Source organism: Sphingobacterium sp. Lzh-3 (assembly GCF_046764375.1).
Taxonomy (GTDB): Bacteria; Bacteroidota; Bacteroidia; order Sphingobacteriales; family Sphingobacteriaceae; genus Sphingobacterium.
In genome coordinates this window covers 319,325-343,370 of the sequence record NZ_CP177226.1, presented here as the reverse complement: position 1 = coordinate 343,370, position 24,046 = coordinate 319,325, and the positions used below count along the sequence as shown (strand labels likewise).

The following is a 24,046-nucleotide window of genomic DNA, read 5'->3' as shown; positions in this document are numbered from 1 at the left end:
ATGACCAAAGCATCTTTTCAAACTTTACTACTGCTCGTCCTTTTTATACTATTAAACATATCCGGCTTTGCTCAAACCAAAATCGAAGGTATTGCAATTGATACAGCACATAACAATGTCCTACGGTCCGCTACCGTATCCGTTTATGAGAAAGGCAATAAATCCGTCGACAAGATTACACTGACCGATACCTATGGAAAATTTACAATTAACGATCTAGGCTTCAATAAAACCTACTTATTGGAATTACGCTATCAGGGTTTTAAGAAAGCTTTACGGGAATTTATCCTAAAGAAAGATGAATCCAAAAATTTTGGAAAAATCCACATGGATTTTGTGGAGAACGAACTCGAGGAAGTAGAAGTACTCCCTCCTGTGCGAATGAACGGAGATACCTTGGAATTTAACGCTGATGCTTTTAAACTGGACAGCAACGCCGTGGTAGAAGATCTATTGCGTAAACTCCCTGGCATTGTGGTATGGGGAGACGGCAGTTTGACCTACAATGGAAAAGAGATTCCAAATATACTGGTCAATGGCAAGGAATTTTTTGGATCCAATAAAGCGATCGTATTACAGAATCTCGCCAAAGATGCCGTCCAAAAGCTGCAGATCTACGATAAGCTTAATGAAAAGGAAAAGAAAGAAAACCCGCTTAATGTGGCACTTGAAATGAATGTGACATTAAAAAAGGGGAAGGAAAAAATGTACTTCGGAAGTCTATCTTACGGTAGGGGCACAAGTAAACGTTACCAACAACATGCGAACTTTAACTTGTCAACCGATAAATCGCAATATACACTCGCCTATTCTGGGAATAACAGCAATAAATACCTGCAAAGCACGGATCATTTATTAAAAAATACCAGCTTCAAAGGCGTCGGTATCAACGCAGATTTTGATTCAGATTTTTTAAGTACAGGGATCAGCAATCAACATGTGCTTAGTGGTCGGTATCAGTATGATATTGTAGGAACCAACCAAGTCAATAGAAAACACCTATTGACAAGCAATGTGTTGAGCCGCTGGGACAATACAGTCAATAAAGACCATTCAACGACCTCTTTTCTTTCCGATGACAATGCTGTTAATAATCAGCGTACGAACGATAACGAAAGCCACAACAAAAGGAGAAGCCTCGTAGCCGCCCTAAATTATACCAATACTGGCGGAAAAGTCAGCAATCGATTTACGAACCTAACAGCAGATGCCGATTTTGAGCACAGCTCCAACTTAGACAATTCGGTCATCCGCAACGAATACAATTACACCAACGAACATGCACAAAATACAGTTCAAAATAATGGTGAATACCGTAAAAATAGATTATCTTATAATACCAACATCGATCTATATGATGTCAATTCAAGTCCTTCGATGAGTGTGCGCACCAAGAACCGCAATTCATTTGGTGAGCTCCTGAGCTATAAATTAAAATGGAGCGGATCAGTCTCCGAAACACAACAATTCAATGAAATGCGGAGTGCCTATATGAATGCCGATAAACAGGAACTAAATAGACAAGATCATCGAACCTACGACAAATCACTCAAAGAATTTAGCCAAAATATTAACCTAAATGTTCGATATCTTGATTGGACCTTTGCAAATAATCTCAGTTTCTATCATACAAACACCAACGACAATGTTGTAAATTTAGTAGCAGACCAATCGCAGGTCAACCTGGATTTAACTCACCTGAGCAGGTTCAATCAGCTTCAATACGAGCCAAATCTTGAAAAATCCTTTCGTCTAAAAAGTCACTATCTACAAGGAAGAAGTAGCTCCTTTATGAGTCTGACATTAGGATCCGGGCTACGTTTCTATAAAGCAGAGAACCGCTCAACACTCGATTATCGCAACCTGGAACAAACTTTCACGACATTTTTGCCGCAGGTTCGCCTAAGTCGATATTATAGCAAAAGCAGCCAATACAACATAAACAGCTCCTTAACTTTAAATTATGATGAAGAATATCCAAATCTGGACCAGCTTAGGCCCATTTATGATAACAGCAATGTCGCTTACCGCTTTTTTGGCGCAACACAACTTAAAAAAACACAGCGTGCTAAAGCAACCTTTATGACAAGCTTTAATGAACAACGTCAAAATGGCTATTCGGGCAACATAAGCCTGAGTTATACGCAGTATAGACAGGGACTGACAGACAGCATTTTATTTAAAGAAGGGCAGCAACAAAGATATCTTGTTCAGATTGCTACTCCAATGCCCTTATTAGCTGTTAATGGCTATTTAAATAAAAACTATCCCCTCAGCAAAACACAAGCATTGAATTTTCAATTCGATGTTAGCCTCAACTGGGGAAATAAAATTCAATTTATCGATGCCATAAAACAAGAAATGGGCACAAATAGCCAAAATATCAGCTTAAAAAGCTACTACACCATTCTGGATCGTTATCAAATTGGCTGGATCAACGGCTTGAACCGTTATGCGCGGCACAATAAACTATCTGAAAAAAACAATGACTATATATCCAATTATTGGACTTCGGGAGTAAGTATGAGCTATTCATTGTCGAAACGCTGGCAGCTAAATAGTAACGGTACAAGTCGGTTATCGTCCGCTAACAATTACAAAGATCATGCGTTCATCTGGAACATGAATACAACATATCGTTTACTCCCGGGCAATAACCTAGAACTAAAATTATCCGCCTATGATTTACTCAAGGAGAATAAAGGATTGTATATCAATAATGGACTTACCGAATTTACACAGGGCTATCGCAATAATTTAACGCAATATTTTATGTTATCTTTAACGTATTTCCCTCGAAAATTTGGCTTAAAATAAAATGCAATCAGCATATAAAAAGCGCTATGAAGAAAAGCCAGTAATCTAAAATCTGAGCACAATGCGTCCTATTTTACTCACCATCATTGCTTTATTCGCAGCGTTATACTTAAACGCGCAAAACCAAAGCATTTCTATTCACACCGACAGGGATTATTATATTCCTGCCGACACGGTCTGGTTTAAAGCCTACCTACTCGAGGATGGAAGGCACCTGCTAACGGGGTCGCAGCAGTCTTAATTTTTGAGCTGGCACCATCAGAAAAAGATCGAGATTTTGGTAAATATGTGGATGAACAGACCTATTGGGTTATATGCCTATCAAGCAGTTTACAAAACTGCGACTATTCTAATGAAGCTGACAAGGAACTAATGCAAGAGGATAATCGAATGACACTCTATTGCGATCCATTTTTGTCAATAGACAGTACCGCAGCATCCAAGCAGATCAAATTTTCCAATAACAGTAAAGTGAAAGGATTCTGTATTACGATTCAAGGAGTAACCAGTACAGGTAAACTTATTTACTACCGTCGTCTCTTCGATAGTCCAGGAATTGAACGTCCAGAGAAATCGCAAAAATAATTGCCATTATCTAAGGACACCGTAGTGCTATCGACATGCTTATTAGATTAGTATTAATCCTTTTGTTACTCCATGAAAGGCTGCAAAAAATCCCCCAGAAAGCCGCTTGCTCGCTGGGGGATTTCAAAACCGGACATCTTCTCCTGGCATCTGGATTAAGCCGGGCTGTCTTTCCTTTGTTAAATTTAAAAACGGATTATTTAAGCACTATCGGGGCATATCCCGCTGCTCTAAATTCCGCCAAATGCGTTGATGTCGTACCAGCACGCATTGGCGCCGTCATGGTTATGCGGACATACCTGGCTTTGACCATCGATACATTATAATCCTGCCACGCAGCCGGAGTAATAGCCGAATTAAAATCGAGGTCTTTTCCGACCGTCTTCCAATTCGTTTTGTCCAATGACGTTTCAATATTGAATGTTTTAAAACCGCCCGTACTATTATTATGTCTCCGTATCATTCCAAACTGCGCAAAATTTTCCACTTTCCCAAAATCAACTATAAACCAATGCGGGTAGACTGGATTATTTGACGAAGACCAGGTCGAATGCCAATATGTTCCAATATCGCCATCAATCAACGAGCTCGCTTTTCCATTTGCGGCCCCTTCATTGGATTCGGTCGAAGATACCTCTGCAGACCAGTTCGACCTACTCAACAATGTGGGTGCCTTTACCTCAGCATTTTGCACGGGCGAGGTCAGACCGTCCGTCTCTATTGTAAAAGTAAACGCTGTAGGCTTACCCTCAAGGTCGAATAATAATCTTTTTTCAACATCTGTGCTGTTATCTATCCGTACCGTTTTCGCTTTGCCATTCAATTGGTAATTCACGATAATGGTAGCTGGATCTTTACCTGTATTTGTCCATTCAAGCCCTCCATTATTCCCGTCCATAAAGGCAATCATTGTTTTTAGTATTCCTTTATAAGCCAATATCCCAGGCGCTTGCTTCCGCTCGTCCACAACTGCCACTTTCAATTCTTCATCCATAGATAAGATCTTGAAGGCGACTTCCTTGGTTTCGTCTGTCAGATTCGAGATAATGATTTCAGTCTCTTTATTCGAATCAAACGTTCGAACGATCTCTTTCCCTTCAAGTTCATAGCTAATTTTTGTTGCAATGGCCCGATCGGAAGTTTTTGGGAATGAAAACTTTATTCCACCCGGGACGGGTTCCAAAGTAAGCCCGGTCAGCTTATAGGCCGCTTCATAAGGCCCAGGTCTCAATGAACCTGTACTCAATTTTGACGCTGTTCCGTCCGAAGTGAAATATCGAACTGTAACCGTATAATCCTTATATTCTTTGAAACTGATCTTTGTCGGCTCATCAAATTTGTTCACCGTAATCACTTTCTCCTCAGCCCCCTCTGTATAACGAATCTCTGCTTTGGCTACACGATCTGACAAAACGGGCCAATAGAGTTCTAACTTCTGATTAAAGAAAGCCTGATAAGTCAAATTTGTCGGTCTTGCTGTCGGTCTCGTTTTGGTCTCCACTATCCCCTGTTCTACTTGCTGTGGAAACACCAATTCTTCTTCTTTACAACTCCCCATACTTAGCAAAAAAGCTCCTAAAATAGCATTAAATGCCCAGCTCATTTTAAAATTCCTTTTCATCGATAAATAAAGTTTATTCCATCAATATGATGGAGCTTAGTTGTGATTAGGGCTTACTTAAGAATAGTCTATAAAGTAAACCTTAATCACGGATGGTTTCATAATCTATTTTTTTTGCTCAGACAGCAGAAATTCAACCTCGTATTTACTTAAAAATACCTGTCCTTCCAATTTCCAGTCTTTTAAAGTCCGTACTTCCAACCAGTAAAATATTTGTGGAAAAAAGTCCGCTGCCTGAATAAATACGGCATTTTCACCCAAATCACAAGGCACCACTTCCGAAGTCATTCTCGATTGAAAAGCGCCACTAAGCCCCATTGCACTCTTGCCCGACACTTCGTTCTGAATCGAACCGCTTTCAGTAGGCGACATCTTCCAATAACCTTTTAAACTATTGGCAAACGAAGAGCTAGTCAATTCATCGGCAGAACATAAAGAATTGCGGATTTCATCTTGTGTAAATGCCTTATTAAATATCGACACATTCGACACATCAAAATCGACCAAGTCATAAGATATGTTAGGTCTATAACCGAAGATCAAAGGATCAGTCGTTTTGATATTGGCCACATTCATTCCGGATGTGGTAGTTTCCTGCGCTAGTGTGCCATTATTATAGATTTTGATATTAACCTGATCATTGCCAATCGCTTTGATGACTGTAGTCATGGTATACCAGTCACCGTTAACTTTCGCTGTCTGACAGGTCGCCTCCTTCACCCCATCACTGATCTTCACCTGCAAATCATTTCCCCAGGTATAATACATCCATCCCGGCGTAGCGGTAGAAGTGTTTGAATCCTTGCCAAAAATACCCGAATACCAGTAGTTATAGGTATTTGGCTGATAAGTCGATGAAATAATTGTATTGTTCAAATTAAATCTGAAGCGGGCAGAAATTGTCAATTCTTTTGTCGTAGCCAAATCATAATCACTTGAATTCCCAATATCTCCACTGACTGCTCTTACCCCTAAAGGCTTGTTTCCAGTACCGTCGTATCCCCACATCCGAACATAGCTCATTGGTTTCCCCGTCAGTTCGGCACTTTTAAAGTTTTTATTCTGAAATATTGCAAAGGTATTCCGTTCTTGCAGCGTGTTACCACCGTAAGAACTTCCAATACCACCATGATTTGATGTTACGATAATCAACCAGTCTTCATTTTGATAATTTTTGCGTGCAGCTAATCCTTTCGTTATTTCGCCGATATACCCGTCAACTTTCTTTAAGGCATCCGCATAATCACTGTTACTCACTGTAAAACCACCTTTTTTTCCCGCATCCAATAAAGATGTGAACTGTACGATCATAAAATCCGTATTTTTGGTATTAAACAGGTCTAATACCTTTGTCTTTACATCTTCGTCGGTCGCTCCATTATAGGTTTCATTCGCGCTAACGAGCAACTTGTCATTCAATGTGACTGACCGTGATACGACCGTTGTTTTCAACGAAGGTGCTACTGTTGAGATACGATACAACATGGACGGATAACCCGCCACATTCTTATGCGGGTCATCTTCATCCGGTTTCGGGATATAAGAATCATCATTAATTTGGTGATTGGAATAGGTAACGCCACTCATCATCGTCATCCAAGCAGATGCATCACCGGTATTCTCATCAGCTAGTGCGTTAAAGGTGTACTTACTTGTCTTAATCAGCTCGGCCATATTGGCTGGCACACTCTTTTTTAATTCCTGCCCGACCAGCCCGTCCACAGAGATAAACAGCACTTTTCGTTTAACTGGTTGTTGCAGATTCTGCTCATAGTCTTCATACACCGCCGGCGGGTTAGCATATTTTGTACAGCCAACCAATAACGACACCGCACCTACGACAAGAACTAAGGTTTTCTTTATATTGAATAATCTTTTCATAACTTAAGTTTATATATCGTAAAACACCCCTAATTCGGCAATTGCAACATGTTCTGCTCCACCAGTATTTGGATCCGGGAACACAAATTTCACATACTGAGCCTCCACTAAATTCGGGAAAGTAAACTCTTTCATGGCTGAATTCTGAGCCGCTGTCTGTGAAGTGCTTGCCAAAGCAAATGCGCCCAAATCGGTCCAATTTTTATTATCCTTACTAATCAGGACTTTCACTTTGGTCGCGAAAGTGGAATTATTCCTATTCTTGAAATAGAAACCCTTAAAGGTATTCATCTCCTTCATGTTCATTGTCAATTCTACAGGTAAAGTAGTCGGGATAGAACAGCCAGACCAGCAAGTATGCCAATAGGTATTTGGATCGCCATCAGTCATTGCGCTAAACTTACCAGTACTCTCGTTTGTTGCTGTAGCAACATTTGCTGTAAATTCAAACAAACCACTTGGCAAGAAATAACGTGGTTGCAATACACCGTCACCGCCCGTAAACGTCAAAGGATTGTATTCCCAGATGGACCGATCCATAGGAGGATACTTTTCTCGCATCTCGCGTTTGGCCGAGCTACTTACCGGAATCCCCCAAGCAATAAAGAATCGATTAAAATCTTTCCCTGTAAAGTTACATAGCTGCCGATAGAAGTAATCCCGTTTTCCTTGGTCCAAAGAACTTGTGAAGTTTTCGTTTCGCGCTTTGCTATAGATATAAGGGAAAAAATCCCAACCTGACTCTCCATTTTTACCCGTTGTCTTATCAAAGATTTGGAGAAAAGGTGTTAACCGAGCGAAAGGATCATCAGCGTCAATTCCCAATTCTTTAGGAAAGTTGGAAAAGTTCTTCGCAGAGGTTAGTGCGGCAAATTTTAATGCAGCAGGAATTGATGTTTTTAATGCCGGGTGAAAATCAATTCTTGAAGTCACACCGCGATTGCGCGCTGCGTTAAAAATGAACAGGTTATTTGTTGTCTCGCCCAAATCCGACCAACTCCAGGCCCATGTTGCTTGATAATTATGCCCCACCTCATGGTATGAACCCCATGACGTTCCTTTTCTAATCGTGTTGGGATTTGTCAGTTCATCCAACCAATATTCATCTTCTTGCATCACCCATGGGCTACCGCTATGCGCATAGCCTAAGGATGGATGAATATCCATCACACCTCTTTCCCAAAATTCTGGATAGCGATTGATAGGATCCGAAGCATCTGCGGACAGCCCCATCCAATTGTAATAATCTTTGACATAGGTCTCGTCCCAAAGCCGTAGCGCTTCATCCACTTGATCCATTTTTCCAGACTGGATAAATTTAACGACGAGTGAACGTGGGACAGAAAAAGCGACTCGTTGACCTATAAGGTCCATCCAAGGAACATCCTGCGACAGCACTTGTTTCTTCCAATCGGCCACAACAGATTTACCTAGAATAAAGTCTGTGGATTTGACAGCTCCGGCTACTTTAATGTTAACAGGTGTCGTGCTTGCTTTCTGATTAATAATCCATATCGTTCCACCATAGAGGTTCTTGATGTAATTTGTTCCCGGGAATAATTCCTTTCTGGTGTACAGGATAGGGTCTCTCCGTGGAGCATCCTTACCCGTGATGTTATCTGTATGTACTCCCACCTGTACGGTCATGCCAATAGCGCCTTCAGGCACAGTGATTCGAATCACTTCGCCCGCAGGAGCATATAGTCCTGTTGTATAAATTGGCGCCGGTGTTACACTAACTTTATATTCATAGGAGGTCACATATTTTCTATTCATCAACATAGAAATTGTGGTATCCTTAACACGAGTAACATTTTCTCCTACCAAGCCCGGATATATACGAGCTCTATGGTATAAGCTCTTATCCGCTTTACCCATTGTTGTATCTGTCGATAATGGTGTTTCTGTAGAATCTCCAGATTGATAACCATCTGGAAACTCAATACCATATTTACTGCAGGACGAGGCAAAGGCCATCAACCCAACAAATAATCCAAAAACTAAATATCTCTTTCTCATTAGGTCAAAATTTGATTATTTTCTAATCTGTGTATAGTTAGGCGTCCAGCTCTTGCCGTCCAGGTTCCATGACGATTCTACCGACACCCCCAACCATTGGTAAATCATAAAAGGAACATCTACGGCATTCGGCACCAGACGATAAAATGATTCCTCAATAGGTGGTTGAAAAAATGGAACCAATTCATTGAAACTTGTCCAAGCTACAGGACCTGTCAATTTAAAATTGCCGGCTCCTTTACCCGTTTTCTCGGTAAGAACTGTTGTATTAACATCCCCATATCCCGGCCAATAACCTTGTAAATTGCTCCAAAACGGATAAGATTCATCAATATGAGTTACGCCACCATATCTCTTTACCTCTTCTGCTGAAAAGGCCCTATTATATATTTGTACGTTACAAATAGAAATATTACAATCGGTATTCCCATTACCGGGGTTATATCCCAATGTCAGCGGACTTGAATTATCTAAATTGTTCCCATTAGCGCCTACTTGAGAAGACTTACCAGAAACAGTAGCATTGGTTCCATCAGTGTAAACATAAACAGAATCCTGGCTTCCGCTTCGCTTTATGACAGCAGTCAATGCATGCCACTCGCCATCATTGATCGTAGGACCAAAGGCCTGTCCTGCAATTGAACTGTTAAAACCCCAATAATTTCCCTCCAAAAAGAAGTTCCAGCCAGCACCAGTAAAACCTTCTACGCGTTTAGCAAAAAATATGGGATAATTATAACTAGCATTCGCAACGTTATGTTTCAAAAAGAGGGTCATCGTCCAGTCGCTACCTGTACCCATATTGAATTTATTTACATCAGCTAGTTTACCAATGACCTGATTATTGCTCGCATAGGTATAACGCGTTGCGTTTGCTACAAAAGGAATATCTTTTGAGTTCGGTCTAGGTACAATTTTCCGCGCAAACTTTGGCGAGTAGAACAACGTATAGGTATCCCTCTTACTATCACCATAGGGTGTAAAATCTGTAATGGGATCTGTGGATACAGCTCCTCGGCCCGAGGTAACAATCACAACCCAATTCTCTGTATTAAAGCTTGCCCGTTTTTTGATCGTTTCCCATAAGGATTGAACTTGTTTGTCCAAGACATTAATTGCAGCCACATATTTTGTATCTGCAGCTGAATAGGTGGAAGATTTTCCAGCCTTATCCACCTCGGTCAAATGGATAACATTGAGATCCGATTCGGTATTTGACAGTGATGTTGAGGCTGCATTTACGACAGCAACATCATTACTTTCTACCTTGACTTCAGCATCTTTACCCAACGAAGAACCATATTTTGCATCGGATGTGAAAAGACTCGATTTACGGCTAACTGCATTTTGCTTCAATTTCGTGAAAATCGTCGGGTACTTATTCAAGTCGATCGGACTTAAATCCGAGCCTACCACCTTATTTTTAGCGCTATTGACCCCCGTAAGTAAAGAGGCTGCAACAGACTGATTGGTCACTTCGAAATCTGTTGTTGGATCAGCCAAACTACCATAGGTAACCAAACCATTACGTGTCATCAAGTCGATATTTGTTGGAGCAATATCCTGCATTGCTGGGCCTGAAAGCCCATCAACAATCACCAATAGTACCTTATCACGACTTTCAGGACTATCCTTTGCTTCATTGAAATTTTGCAGCAAATTGGGGAAATCCTTATTACACGCTCCGAATACCATTAAGGTCCCGAGAGCTAAGGAAATATATTTAAAAGTTTTAAAATACTTAATCATAACCAGTTTCATTTATTGGATTAATTCTTGATTTCCAAACGGAAGAAGTTTCCGTATGTTTTTGATCCAAATTGGATAATGCTCCCTCCTATCAATAATGCAGGTTCACCTAAAGAAGATTTGGTTTCAATAACTTTAGAGACAGAACCTGTAAAAGGTCCCAACGAATTATACTTCTGTAATAATTCACCATTTTTTTCCAGAATAACCAGGTTTGCTCTCGGAACACCAGCATAACTTTCTTGTGTTCCGTCTAGAACCACTTGTCCATTATTCAGGATTTGGGCATAGTTGACTATACCAGCACCTATATCTCGTAGTATAAAACTCTCATCGACTGTACCATCTATATTCATCAGTGCAACGTTGTTGACCTTCCCAGAAGCACCAACGCCTGAAAATATCCCCGAAACAGCTAACTTTTTCAAGGTGCTATTATAACTTAGTCCGAATAATCTGGTTATATTTCCTTTTAAAGTAAAGCTTTCATCCACCGAACCATCGGCTTTAATACAAGCTATACCATTCGCTGCTTTACCATTATAAGTTGTAAAAGCGCCGACAATGACCACGCGTTCATTGTCTATCATAACTGCATCCATAATTTGCCCATTGGCACCGGCATTATTCAATGCAAACGTCGAGTCCAGAGAACCATCTTCTTTCATCCGAATGACGTTTCTGGCAGAGGAAATAATATATTTTCGGGTATCTCGCGAAGAATAATTATAATCAATCTTATAATGTGTACTGAAATTCCCAACAGCGATAACTTTATTGTTTGCCGTGGTAAAAGCCCGCAAAATGGTTGTATTCACCCCGCCGTTAAAAGCTGATACGGTATCCAATGAATTTTTCGGGTCGCTGCCCGGATTAATCACCTCCACGATCATTGAATCGATGGCACCATCATTATTAACACGGACAATATTATTAACGATTCGCTTCGCAAAAGTTCCCAATGCCCCCGCAAAGATAAACTTACCATCATTTGTTTTTGCGATAGACCTGACATAACCGCCACCAAAGGTACCCCTACCAAAATTCATGTTACCACTTGTCTTACCATTGGCATCGATAAAATGTACTCCGTTGCGGTAGACTTTCTTACTTTCAGGAACGCCATCTGTAATTGCTTCATTTTCGAAGTTATAGAAAGATCCTGCTACAATAAAGCCACCCGCATTAGGTAAAATATCATATACACTACCTTTAAACCCATTCACCATTCCATAGTTTTCGTCAACTGCTGTGTTCCCTTCAATCTCTAAACGTGGACCATAAAAAACTTCATCGCCAACAACGATTTTAGCATCCCCAGAGGATATCTGTTCTGGCAATTTAATCGTTACCAAGGAGTCCTTCGCAGAAATAATTTCTACGGCTGTATTATTGACAAAAAAACCAATTTTATCTAATTTTCCTTTTAATCCTTTTACATAAAAATCCACCAATTCGCCTGGCTTGGCAGAACCTGGATCTGGATAATTGATATAAAATCCTATCCCTAAGGGTTCTTTGCCCCCGGCATAAGGATCTGCCCCGGTTAGAATATCCTTACTACATGCCGCTAATGCGAGTATAGTTACTGCTAGGGCGCTTATTTTGGTTATTAAATTTCTTTTCATACTCATATCAAATTTTACTTAGGCAGCACTCCTAGCAAATATGCCTCGGTTACAAAATCAATACTCTGAAATCCAAATGAATGTTTTGAAAATTTGAGCACATGCAAGACTCCATTAGTGGGTTGAATATCAGAAGTTGCTACAGGAGCCGTAATATAAGGCACAAAATAATCTTTAAACTCTTCAGGTACACTGATAGAATATGGATAATTTAAATAGAGCTGACGATAACCAGCATATTTAATAATCTGATCCCCACCAGAGTTATCATTTTTGGTAATAACATCGTTGTAAAGTACACCAATATTCATATCCGCACCAGCAATATTTTTATAAACACCGCCAGGAAAGGCCGCTAAATTTAACGTGTCAATCTGGCGATAATCTTTGGCGACATTCTTACCTTTAAAAATATATCTGGAAAGGTATTTCCTCCAGACTTCAGGTCTGATCTGCTCCAATTTTGTAATGGAATCTTGCCCAGAACGAAACAGCTGTTGGTTTAGCATCCACACGGACTTTAAAATACATGGATCGGGAGGGGCAAAAAAGGTCACTTCCTCATTTTTAAGCACATCATCCAACTTGGCAACTTTAAGTGCTACCATTAATGTATCAAACAAGTCTGGTCTAGATTCCAGATAGTTCCAGATAGTTCCGTTAAACTTCGCTTCGTGGACTCCTGTATCGATATAATCCTCTTTTTTACATGCTCCAAACAGTGAAATTACCATTAGCAGCAAGAAACTATATTTCCAAATTTTATTCATGGTCTATTCTTTTAATTCCAATAATTGTTTAATCGCATGTATGGATTGTTCGTTAATGCAGACCTATCAATAGGCCAAGTCCATCCGCCGTCGTTAAAAGCCGCAACGGACATTGGTGCAGTGGTATACTCAAAATTGATCACTTTTTTTGTACGTACTAAATCATAATAAAAATTCCCCTCTCCCAATAATTCTCTCACACGTTCCCACCAAATAGCATCTTTTAAGTCATCGCCACTATCGCGTACCGGTGCCGCTTTAGCACGATTACGAATAACATTGACAACAGTTCTTGCTTCTTCATCCTTACCCAATTCAGCCAATGCCTCCGCTCTTAACAAGATAGGATCTGCATATCGAAAGACCATCTGATTATCATCGGGATTATTATCTTCGCCTTCTTCCATAAATACATTGGAGAATTTGAGACATTGGAAATCGCCATTTGTCGAATAGATATCTTTATCAAACCAGTATACTTTACGTTGGTCATCTTCTGCTGGTGGATACATTTTTTCCATAAACTTCGGATCGTAATAGATATATGACTTTGTTGTCACTTTGTTGGGCGCATGTAACACATAATCTGAATAGGATGCAGATAAGTGAAAGCTTTCCCCATAATTGAAGTTTTGAACAATTTCAAACAAACCCTCCTTGGTCCTACCTTTAAAAATCTCTTTGGTCCTGCTTAAATCCAATAACGCATATGCTCCTCCATTTTCTTCCATCAGCTCTTTCCCCATATCTGCAACTTTTTGATATAGTACCGTTTTATCTTCCGATCCTAAACCGGCTATCCACATATTAATATGCATATTCAGTGCGAGTGCCGCACCACGCATTGCTTTGACAGCGACGACGGAAGGATCATCATAAGTCCATGGTAAATCCTTATAAGTAGCATCCAAATCAACAGATAGATTTTTCAATACCGTAAACATATTTGTCCGTGGCAATGGATTGGTATTTATATCCGTATAATAAGGTACGTCGCCATACAGACGTACCATAAAAAAATACGCTAATGAACGCAAAAAGACAGCTTCAGCTTTATATGATTTTTTCTGTTGCTCACTAAGGAACGGCATATCTTTATTTTCTAATTGATAAATAACGATATTCGAATTTTGCACCATTTTATAGAAATTGTTCCATTGGGTGATTCTAGGAAATCTGAAATAGGCGAAATTATTGTCCACATCCTCGCTAGTTCTAGACATTATAGCACTCAAATTATTCTGTCTCAATAACGAAATATAATCTCTTCCTGCCCCTGACGTCGCACTCGTCCGATTTGTAGGCGCACAACGCAAATCACCGGATGCAGGAAAGAAAATGTTTGTCATTGTCGCCTCTCTAAAAGTGGAATAAATCCCACCCATATATTGGTCAACGTCTGCTTGTCTAGTCCAATAGTTATTTCCTGTTAATTTATCAATTTGGGTAATATTTAGGAAGTCCTTTCCGCAGGAGCCAAAACCTAAAGTTGCTCCCAGTATAAATAGATATAAAAATTTCTTCTTCATGTTATTTTGCGCTTAGAATTGTACACTTATTCCCATTGAATAGGTCCTTTTGCTCGGATATCCATTCGAGCCATCACGTCCCACACCTGTTACCAATTCGGGATCTGGCCCAGAATACCGGCTAAACGTGTACACGTTGTTTGCCGTAAAATTCAATCGGGCCGATGAAACCCCAAAACGACGAGCCCATCTTCTGTCAAAATTATAGCCTACTGTTATTGAGTTAATTTTTAAATAAGATCCATCCTCCAAAAACATGGTAGAATTGTAACGATAAGGATTATATAATGTCAAACGCGTAAAGTCTGAAACATTTGGATAATCTGCATTATCGCCTAACTGACGCCAAACATTATAAGCATCAAGCGGTACATAAGCACCTGGTGCTCCTTTTCCGTAGTTTTGACCAGTGGGATCTGAATAGTTGCGGAATCGATCAGTTAAAGCTGTATTTAGAATATCGCGATCTAGCGTATAGGATAATTGTGTACGTAAAGACCAGTTTTTGTATTGCGTAAATAGATACAAACCTCCTGTAATGGCCGGTTGCGAGTTACCTACATATACTAAGTCATTTTCATCAAGGATATAATCCCCGTTTAGATCTGTAAAAATAGGATCCCCCGCGCGAAAGAATTTGCCGTCATTCATTTCTCCGCCTGCTCTATAACGTAAACCTGTTAATGGATTCACAGGCACCTGATCATCAGAAGTGTATACCCCTTTATAATCGTATAATACAAAACTAAATGCATTCCGCCCAAGACGATAAAACTGTGGTAAATCGTAGCCAGAGCCGTCAGGTTGTACTAACTGACGTGCACCATCAGGTAGTGCAGTTACATAATCCCTATTTATTGCAAATGTTGCGCTCCCATTGAATTTCCAGTCCTCATTTGCTAATGAAGGACGGAACTGGATACTCAATTCATGCCCTCTATTCACCATAGCCGATTCATTTGTTAATACATTTGAAAATGCGTTATGGTTGGCAATAGCTTTTTTACGCAAGATCTTATCTGATTGTTTGTAATAAGTTTCGTAGGTAATATAAATGGCACTATTGAAAAAGCCCAATTCCGTTGCTACAGACCATTGTGTTGTCGTCTGAGGAACCAGATTCGTATTGGGAGCATTCTCCAAGTCCAATGAGGTCGTTGGTCTATTATTATAACGGCCGTCGTCAATTTTATACCAGCCATAAAGATCAGATAATGATCCGGTTGGAGAAATCGTACGTCCTACCGATCCTCTGATAAAGCCCGTATCCCACCATTCTAATCCTTGCATAAAGTTCTCCTTCTTAAAGTTCCAACGTAAACCTGCCGAAGGATTCTGTGTCCAGGGTGAGCTTCCCCCTGTCACCGAAGTACCATCAATACGATAACTCAAGTCAACAACATACTTAGAATCATAATTGTAGGTAAAATTTCCGGCGTAAGCAATCGACCTAAAATTATTCAGGGAATTCAACAACCCACCTAATGTATTCCGCGTATTATAGCTAATTCCTGTATTAAATTGATCGTTTGCAGTACCACGAATTCTGGACAAATCTTCTGAAGAAGAAGATATCCACATCTCGGTAAATCCATAAAGATTAAATAAGTGTTTTTCTTTAATTGCTTTAGTATATCCAAGTGAATTTCGATTATATACTTTACTATTGTTACCATAATAACTATACACTTCCGAAGAATTTCCCAAAAGTACCTCAGGTGTATAACGATCTTTTGTCGATGTCATATAGGTATAGTTGAAAGTCGAACTCGCCCTTAGCCCCTGAAAAGGTTCATATTGTAATTCGATCTGACCAGTATAATTTCCTGTTTTATTTTGATCATCAACCCCCAAAGCAGACAGCGCAGACATACTGCCAGAAAATAGTGAAGGTGAGGGATAGAGCGACGTTGTATTGACAGACTTACCTACCCCCGTCTGCATCATTGCATTTCCCGAACCCATTTTATTTTGGGCGACCTGCACATTGACATTTGCTCGCATCAAAAATTTATCACTTGGTTGATATGTCATGTTGGATGAGGTGGTATATTTTTTCAGGCCTGTATTGGCGATAATACCATTTTCATCATAATAGTTGATATTCGTTTTATAGTTGAAGATCGTTTCTCCCCCCGAAATATTCAAGTTATGTGTTTGATTGTAGGTATTTCGATAGAAATAGGATTGCCAGTCGGTTGAATTATTATAATAGGGATTTAACGAATCGGCCAATATTGGAGAGTCATTGATACGCCGCAAGGCTGCCGCCAATGTCGTATCATTCATCAAAATTTGTTCAATACGTATCATTCGTTCATCTCTACCGCCGATAACACGACGCAATTTAGGTACAGCTGACAGGAAGAATTGACCTTGATATTGTACAATTGGCACTTTTGACTTACCACGTTTTGTTTCAACAACAATTACACCATAGGCACCCCGAGAACCATATTGTGAAGTTGCTTGCGCATCTTTCATAACAGTTATATTTTCAATATCTTCAGGTGGGATCATTGCGATCGGAGACATGCCCGGTCCGGCTGTTTCAAAGCCATATTCGTATCCCGCATTGTCGTCAATTGGTACCCCATCGATCACAAATAAGGGGGAAGTCGGTGTTACAAAGGCATTATCTCCACTTCCCGAAACGTTAAAATTGGACATACCACGAACCGCCATCGTCCCACGCATCCCCGGACTACCTGTATTATTTTGAATATTCAGTCCGGCGACCTTACCTTGTAACAGATCGACAAAGTTACCGGCAGGAATATCCTGAATTTCCTTTCCAGAAATAGTAACTACTGAGCCTGTCAATGTCTCTCTTTTACGTTGTTGGTATCCAACTACGACAGTTTCTTGAAGCTCCTGCGCTTCCATCTCAAGCGTGACATTATATTCGGTTTTCCCTGCAACAATCGTAAACTTTTCCGTACGATATCCTTGATAGGAAAATACCATTACCCCAGTATTCGGGGCGGAAATTACAAATCGTCCATCATCCCCGGTTTTCCCTAAATCTCTTTTAGGATTTTCCAAACGAATAGACACGCCACCAAGGGCCTTCTTATCGTTTCCTTTCACTACCCCTTTGATCATGGTTTGGGCCCAAGCCTCCCCAACAAACAAGGTGCAAATGAACGTAAATATTATGCAGAATTGTTTCATAATTTTTAAGCTAATTAGTTGGTCCATCATCATTCAAATCTTGGCGTTTCATACATAAATCGAAATTGTATCTCCCAATCCCCTTCTTCATAAATCGCAAATGGCATCTGTATACCACAATCTTCAAGAAAACCAAATTGTCCTTTCCTTCTAAATTTGAAGTTCATTACAGCAGCCCCACCATCTTCAGAAGTAAAATCAGTTTTAATAGGAGCTAGTGGAATTGGATAAGCCACATCGTAAATAACTTTACCATTTTCGAATCTGTGATTAAAACCATGAACTAATTTGTCCCATTCCGTTGCGGCAAACTTTTTCACATCAATCGGACGATTCAGGGAGTCTAAAAAACTTATTGTCAATGTCCGGCTTCCAGTCCCTTTACGCTCAAGCTTGTTAAAATAAACGTTGATTTCGGAAGGGAAAACAAGTAGATTGGTCCGCTCACCAAATAAATTGGTCGTTGAAGCGGGATGCGTATAAGGTAATGGTGACAAACCTGTCACTGGATCCATAATACTGGGTTCAAATGCACGTTCGCGATAAGGTTTCAATTTGAAATCCCGCAAATATCTACGCCCTCCTGTATTACTAATCTCGATATCAAACACATACCCAGAGTCTGGTTGGGCCTTAACAAAATTTGAGTTTACAGATTGTCCCCAAAAATTAATATTCCCAGATTTTTCAAGTATTTCTAATATGGGCCGATATTCTATTTTACGTTTGCTTTCTATCTCATCAATTGATTTTTCATAGCCGCTATACGCCTTTGTCCAGATTTTAACAGGGAACTTATCATCGAAAAGTGTTGCGGGTTGCCCGTCAATGTCACGAACATTGACAATTTTGAAGGAAAGTGGCTGTGAGGTATTCTGCCCAATATTGACAATATTGTTATAAAAAGTATTTCTTCCCAACAATGGTGTAAACTCATTTGTATTGTATACAACATCACTTCCTAAAGAATCTTGGTCATCCGGGATATATTTCTTGCAAGACACTAACATGAAAAGTCCCATTCCGAGCATCAATAGCTGTTTGGCAGATTTTAATATTTTCATTTCCATGTTATTTGTTTAATAGTTTTGCTAGTTTACTAAATCCGAAATTATGACTTGGAGCGAGGACGTGTAGCATACCATTATGTGTGCGTATATTCACCACCGATGTTGCACTCTCCTGCCAATAACGCTGAAAAATAGACTTATTCATATCGCTCAATATAATTTGTTGTTGGCCTCCACCAATTATTCCAGAAGCCGATGTTACTTTATATTTTAGTGTCATATCGTAGTTATCAAGCGCTTTGATCACCTTACCTTCTACAAAATCATGCAAATAGGGAGTATCGTATATCCCGTCAAATGCATAATGGTAGGTTAAAGAATCGAGAACCAATTGCGGGATATCCTCAAGATAAAGTGGGGGTCTGTTCCCCGCTTTTCGTACACCATTCATTGCATCTAAAGCATTTGTAAAACTGTTGTTCGTCATAGCAAAAAAGGTAATTTTTGCATTAGGATCTTTTAGTTTAGCACGTACCGATGGAACGCGTTCCAATACCAAGAGTAAAGAGTCATAGGTACTACCTTGTGATTCCAAAAAATCCAATGAAGTCCCATCAAATTCGGTATACTTGACTTGAAAATCTTCGTAATAGGTATTCCCTTTTTTACAACTTGTGATACCCAACAGCAATACGATTAGCGATAAGCCTAAAAAAATATGTTTGTTTTTCATGATTATCTATTCTATTATTTCCAATAAGAGTTTTGCACCAATTTGGAGTTTCTCTCAAGTACATCTGAAGAGATCGGCCAATAGATTCCACCTTTTTGAATCAAATCATTCATGACGGGATTATTTTTCTTAATCTTTGCCAGGCGAATTTGATCATACCATCTCCACCCCTCACCCATTAATTCTCTTCTTCGTTCCAAGAAAATTTCTTCCAATAAATCTTTTGGCGAGTTACTGATATATGGTTTTAAACCACGGCGTTCTTTGATGACATTGAGGTATTTGATCGCGTCATCACGCTGATTGAGAACGGCTTTCGCCTCCGCTTGCAACAAATAAATTTCTTCTAAACGGGTAAAAACCAGATTGGAGCCGAAAATGGAGAAGTCAGAATCCCCAGCACCATTACGGATGACCTTGATTTTACTAAAAATTGGAATATCGCCGTTGTAATTGGTAAAGTAGTTGGTCCGAACCAATCCCGATATAGAATCGATACCAAAACGCGTATCATTGACGTCATCAAACAATTTATTAATGGTGTCTCGACTAACATAGATATCCGGTTTAGCTTTAGTAACAATTGGATACCCCAAAGTCAATGATTCAATATGCCCTGTATTGGTTGCCTCTCCAAATTCATAGGAGGAGCGAATTGCTAATATCTGTGCCCGTGTACTAGGGCCAAATAATCCATCTGTTGGATTCACCAATGCGGGAGTTGTCAATAGCTCAAGACTTGCCTGGGAATAATTATCAATGACAAATCTTGAATATACCTCTGCATTAATGTACTTTCCTTGCCAAGCAGCCACGTGAGCTAAAAGAGAATAGGCCGTAATTTTATTAACCAATACGCCAACCCAGGTGCCATATAAAGCTCCATAATAACTCTGTGTTCCAACAGCATACCGATAAGGTAGATCTTGCGCTGCGGCTAATAATTCTGATTCTGCGAAGGACAAAACAGTCGCTTCCGAAGAACGTGCTAATTCAACAAAAGAGCCATTGTCATAGGAGTCTTTTAGCAAAGGAACATCTCCCCAGATACGAACCATATAGAAATACATAAGTGCACGAATCGTACGTGCCTGTGCTACATCGTACTTCATATCCCGTTCTGTATAGCGTTTATCTTTCTCCATGACTTCTGGTGCACGTTCAATAAAGAGCGAAGCCGCATTAATGACGGCATAAAATCTACGCCAATCTGTAAGGTCTTTCAACAACGGATATGCGGATTTTAATTTATTCTCCCGTACCGCACGGAGGTCGGCCCGTGAATAAGAAGTAAAATCGCCATAGCGTATTTCCCCATACACCCAATGTCCATAGTTATCAGCCGTAGCTGACCGCATTAAACCATAGATGCCCATCAAATGCGCACGGGTATCGGATATGGATTGCCATTCCAATTTCTCTGAGCCCAGATTTGATGCAACAATATCCAATTTCTTATTACATGAACTCGTAAAAACAGTAATGCCAAGTGACATCACCAGAATTACCGCCCATCGATTATATCTTTTCATAGTCTTTTCTATATTAAATAATTACAGATCTAACTTAATACCTAATGAAACCATTGGAGATAATGGCAAGCCATACCCTGTGTAATATCCATTAAAATCTATCAGTTCAGGATCGGCACCTGAGAATTTAGAAATCGTCAATAAATTGGTGCCGGAAACATAAACATAAGCCCGTCGAACAGTCTTCATCTTTTGTTTTATTTTGTCCAACTGAGAAAGATCATAACCAATCGTTACAGCTCTCAACTTCAGAAACGAAGCATTCTCTAAGAATAAATCTTGATCCACCCGATATGCAACGATCGGACTCCAAGGATTATAGATTGGATATTTGTTAATATCAACATCTTGTTGCCAATGGAACACCTCTCGAATTCCATCCAGTGAATTGGTATTTTCGGTATTAATGAAATTATATTTATTTGAAGCACGTTGATTCAGAGCCTTATGTCCCAGCGCAAAATACCATTGCATATTCAGGTCGAACCCTTTGTATTTGAAGTAGTTTTGAAATGATCCCGTCAGCTTTGGCATCGCATGGCCTTTTAACACACGGTCCTCATCGTTGATTCTGAAATCTCCATTCTGATCTTTCCAAATTGGATCACCAGCGGCAAAATCTACCCCGTCAAACTGCAACTTTTGGCCATTTTGAACAGGAATACTTGCTTCAGTATCATAGGTACCCTGATTCTCATACAACCAAAACTGATCAATGGCCTCGCCCACTTTTAACAACCTATTACCAACCTTCAACTGTTTACGTCCCTCGGGAAGTGCAGTCAATTTATTTTGATTGTAGTTTAAGTTAAGCGATGTATTCCATTGTAATGCTTCTGGATTGGCGAGTACTTTTGCTGACAGATTGAGATCTATACCGGTATTTTTAACAGTCATACCATTAATAATTTGACCAGAATATCCGTATTCTGCCGGGATAGGAGAATTAATCAATTGATTGGCATCTTTCTTCTGATATAGCGAAACTTCAAAATCGACCTTTTTCTCCAATAACGTTCCATCAACTGTCAATTCAGCATGATCCGTGTAGGGCCATTTGATATCGTAGCCCACCCAACCTTCTGAATAAGGTCGGGATGCAACTGCAAAACCATTATAGGATACTAGGGATTTTTCCGATCCCCAATTTAGATCAGCTGTATAATTTGGTCCGATAGCAAACTTACTTGTAAATACAGGTTTCCCTATTCTCGCCCACGAGGCTTTCACGCCCAATTGATTAAATAATTCCCCCTCATTTTCAGGAATCAGGTGGTATTTCGCAGCAAATGATGGTGTCATTAACCAACGCGAATCTGGTTGCATCGTTGAAGAACCGTCATAACGCAATACCGCATCTAAATCAAGAAGATTTTTATATTTATAATGACCCGCTAAGTATAAAGAATGTAATCGAAAATCTTCCCGGTTACTGTAGCGGTTTACATACAATCCGCCTATCGGTGTCAAATAGCCGGCGTTATTAGGATCCCCATTTACAACGTTAACCTTGATAAAATCATTTGGTCCATCATAAGCCCGTGCATAATTGTATCGATAGAGATCCTGTGTATAGGAAGACCCTAGCGTCAAGTCTAATTGATGTTTGTCTTGAAATTTCAAGTTGTATTCCAACCGGTTGTTATATACCAAACGCTGATTGAAACCAAAATAACTCGACATATAATTATTGGTTTCCATCAATGAACCAGGGAAGAATGCTTGTCTTGCTCCTTCTGAATAATCGACCCCTAAGGAAGTATTAAATTTTAGGTTCTTGAGAAAATAAATATCCAGTGTAAGTAATGCATTTAATGAATTGACCGTATTTTTATCCAAAGCTTGTTTATAGATATCTAGATACTGCGCATACATCTCCTTATTTGGCGAGATTGGCACAGATAAATCCGGCACATAGGACGCCTCACCAAAACGGTCTCTTAAACTGCGATTACGATCTCTTAAACTGCGGCTCCCATTAATCGTCGTTCCAAATTGTAACCATTTGAAAGGTGCCATATTAACATTGAATAAGGCATTATATCGTTCGATATTTGTCTGGTCCGCCGAAATCGCATTCTTCATATAACCACCAATAAATCCGAAATTCGCACGGTCATTACCTCCACGAATACCTAAATTTCCGCCATAAGAAGGTGTAACTTTGTAATATTCTTGATTCCAGTTTGCCGGTCCATAATAATTCACGTTGGTCGAATCGCTCAGATATCCCGGGTAATTCAAACGATCAGTATCCGACCCATATTTATTATAGAAGATGGACCGGAACATATTCTCATACTGAGCATTTACGGGAGTTACAACTGGTTTTGTAGAGAGTCCCACATAAGTATTTATAGATATTTCCCGATTTCCGTCTTTACCAGGTTTGGTAAGAATCCAAATAGCACCATTGGCAGCTAATGGTCCCAGTTTTGCTAACTTAACGGGATCTTTTATTACCTCAATGGATTCTACTGTTGAGAGATCAATACCGGCAAAGTTGTCCGTTCCCGGACCGATACGATTGAATTGATACTGTTGAATTGAATACGCAAAATTGTTGTCTCTTGCAATAGGTATTCCATTGACAAATACAGCTGGTTGCACATTAACCGCATCTTTGATTTCGAGCAACGGCGATCCTAAACCCCTAAGCACCATATTCTTTGGCGCTCCTGGTTCACCTGTCGCTTCTTGTACGTAGAGACCGGCAACTTGCCCTTTCAAAAGCTCTGGAATACTGACAACAGGCAATGTTTCAACGTTTCTTAAATTGAGACTGTCTTTGACACCTTGCTTTTTTAACAAGGTAGCTAGTCGTCCTTTAAGTAATCGCTTGTCAACCTCATTGATTTCAGAAGTATCTTGTTTTGAAGTCCAAAAGTTAAGATGGTTAGCCTTAGCAGATGGAAACATAGGGACAAGAAATAAAAAACAAAATAGTCTTTTCATTCGATTTATGTCTTTAGGCATTAAAAAAATTGGTATTATTCGG

At 39.8% G+C, this 24,046-nt stretch carries 15 protein-coding genes; 3 read left to right on the top strand and 12 right to left on the bottom strand.

Annotated elements, in window-relative coordinates:
• From ACLCDV_RS01365 to ACLCDV_RS01355, 3 genes are all read left to right on the top strand, one after another.
• Entirely contained in the window at positions 1–2,817 is a 2,817-nt protein-coding gene (locus ACLCDV_RS01365) for a hypothetical protein (RefSeq protein WP_411972750.1), read from the top strand.
• 61 nt (positions 2,818–2,878) lie between these two features.
• Positions 2,879–3,058 (top strand): hypothetical protein, encoded by a 180-nt coding sequence (locus ACLCDV_RS01360; RefSeq protein WP_411972749.1) that lies wholly within the window; start codon positions 2,879–2,881, stop codon positions 3,056–3,058.
• Between the two features lie 131 nt (positions 3,059–3,189).
• Complete coding sequence (locus ACLCDV_RS01355) at positions 3,190–3,402, top strand: hypothetical protein (RefSeq protein WP_333575706.1); 213 nt, start codon at positions 3,190–3,192, stop codon at positions 3,400–3,402.
• A 196-nt stretch (positions 3,403–3,598) separates the two neighbouring features.
• Here ACLCDV_RS01355 and ACLCDV_RS01350 read toward each other — a convergent pair whose 3' ends face one another.
• From ACLCDV_RS01350 to ACLCDV_RS01295, 12 genes are all read right to left on the bottom strand, one after another.
• Entirely contained in the window at positions 3,599–5,023 is a 1,425-nt protein-coding gene (locus ACLCDV_RS01350; RefSeq protein WP_411972748.1) for a discoidin domain-containing protein, read from the bottom strand.
• Positions 5,024–5,128: 105 nt separating this feature from the next.
• Positions 5,129–6,904, bottom strand: a complete 1,776-nt coding sequence (locus tag ACLCDV_RS01345; RefSeq protein WP_317668744.1) for an alkaline phosphatase family protein — start codon at positions 6,902–6,904, stop codon at positions 5,129–5,131.
• Between the two features lie 9 nt (positions 6,905–6,913).
• Positions 6,914–8,923 (bottom strand): M60 family metallopeptidase, encoded by a 2,010-nt coding sequence (locus ACLCDV_RS01340; RefSeq protein WP_411972747.1) that lies wholly within the window; start codon positions 8,921–8,923, stop codon positions 6,914–6,916.
• A gap of 15 nt (positions 8,924–8,938) precedes the next feature.
• Entirely contained in the window at positions 8,939–10,672 is a 1,734-nt protein-coding gene (locus ACLCDV_RS01335; protein ID WP_411972746.1) for a LamG-like jellyroll fold domain-containing protein, read from the bottom strand.
• Positions 10,673–10,692: 20 nt separating this feature from the next.
• Positions 10,693–12,300, bottom strand: a complete 1,608-nt coding sequence (locus tag ACLCDV_RS01330; RefSeq protein ID WP_411972745.1) for a DUF5008 domain-containing protein — start codon at positions 12,298–12,300, stop codon at positions 10,693–10,695.
• A 14-nt stretch (positions 12,301–12,314) separates the two neighbouring features.
• Entirely contained in the window at positions 12,315–13,070 is a 756-nt protein-coding gene (locus tag ACLCDV_RS01325) for a fasciclin domain-containing protein (protein ID WP_317668748.1), read from the bottom strand.
• An 11-nt stretch (positions 13,071–13,081) separates the two neighbouring features.
• Positions 13,082–14,599, bottom strand: a complete 1,518-nt coding sequence (locus tag ACLCDV_RS01320; RefSeq protein ID WP_411972744.1) for a RagB/SusD family nutrient uptake outer membrane protein — start codon at positions 14,597–14,599, stop codon at positions 13,082–13,084.
• Between the two features lie 12 nt (positions 14,600–14,611).
• The gene (locus ACLCDV_RS01315; protein WP_333575716.1) at positions 14,612–17,773 is read right to left on the bottom strand and encodes a SusC/RagA family TonB-linked outer membrane protein; all 3,162 of its coding nucleotides are present in this window, start codon (positions 17,771–17,773) and stop codon (positions 14,612–14,614) included.
• Positions 17,774–17,802: 29 nt separating this feature from the next.
• Complete coding sequence (locus ACLCDV_RS01310; RefSeq protein WP_317668751.1) at positions 17,803–18,837, bottom strand: DUF5007 domain-containing protein; 1,035 nt, start codon at positions 18,835–18,837, stop codon at positions 17,803–17,805.
• A 7-nt stretch (positions 18,838–18,844) separates the two neighbouring features.
• Positions 18,845–19,516, bottom strand: a complete 672-nt coding sequence (locus ACLCDV_RS01305; protein ID WP_317668752.1) for a hypothetical protein — start codon at positions 19,514–19,516, stop codon at positions 18,845–18,847.
• Between the two features lie 14 nt (positions 19,517–19,530).
• A complete protein-coding gene (locus ACLCDV_RS01300) occupies positions 19,531–21,048 on the bottom strand; it encodes a RagB/SusD family nutrient uptake outer membrane protein (RefSeq protein WP_317668753.1) in 1,518 nt (505 codons plus the stop codon).
• Between the two features lie 21 nt (positions 21,049–21,069).
• Positions 21,070–24,003 carry a SusC/RagA family TonB-linked outer membrane protein gene (locus ACLCDV_RS01295; protein WP_317668754.1) on the bottom strand — a complete coding sequence of 978 codons (2,934 nt, stop codon included), beginning with the start codon at positions 24,001–24,003 and terminating at the stop codon, positions 21,070–21,072.
• Between the last annotated feature and the right edge of the window lie 43 nt (positions 24,004–24,046).